Origin of the sequence: Fibrella forsythiae (assembly GCF_017353175.1) — a bacterium.
Classification (GTDB): Bacteria; Bacteroidota; Bacteroidia; order Cytophagales; family Spirosomataceae; genus Fibrella; species Fibrella forsythiae.
The window spans coordinates 1-673 of the sequence record NZ_JAFMYW010000064.1 but is presented as its reverse complement, the minus strand read 5'-3'; the positions used below and the strand labels follow the sequence as shown (position 1 = coordinate 673).

1 pseudogene is annotated in these 673 nt (G+C 54.5%); it reads right to left on the bottom strand.

The features are described 5' to 3' along the window. Positions 1-673: pseudogene (locus J2I46_RS32655) on the bottom strand (SusC/RagA family TonB-linked outer membrane protein); the annotation flags it as partial.

The window sequence follows — 673 nt, the reverse complement described above, 5'->3', positions numbered from 1 at the left end:
GTCGTAGCTGATGGACACTTCGCGGAGTTTCCAGAAGTCGGCCGAGGTGACGTAGCTTGATCCGGCGTTGTGGTAGCCCGAGTTGGTCCAGAACTCCAGGTTGCCGTCGCGGGTAGTCACGCTGCTGTTGTTGACGAACGAGTTACTGCCGTCTGCGTTGGTTGTCGCCAAAACTGAGTTTGGGAAGATGAAGTTCTGGCGGTCGTTATAGGTGGTACGAATACCGGCCCCCGTAAACTCCAGCGCATTGCCGATCGAATTATAGATTACGGCACCGCCGCGATACTCGATGGTCGTATTCAGCGACACGCCTTTATAAGCGAACGTGTTGGTCCAGCCAAAGCGGTGCTTGGGCTGGGTGGTGCCCTGATACTGCAGCGTAGTGTTCAGGATAGGGTAGCCCGTTGTTGGGTTAACCACCGGCCGGCCAACAAACTGGCCCGAAGCATCGTAATAAGCACCAGTTGGGTCCGTATTCTGTACCCGGGCAATGTCTGTAGTATACAGTGCTGGGTAGTTCAACCCTTTGGCGGCATACACGTCTGAACCTGCCCCGTTCGAAAGCGGAATGTTGATTCGGTCCAGGCCGGGATATACATCGCTAACAAGGTTGTTGTTATACGTGTAGTTGAAACCGAGGTTCCAGGTAAAGCCACCGGCACTGACAACAGGA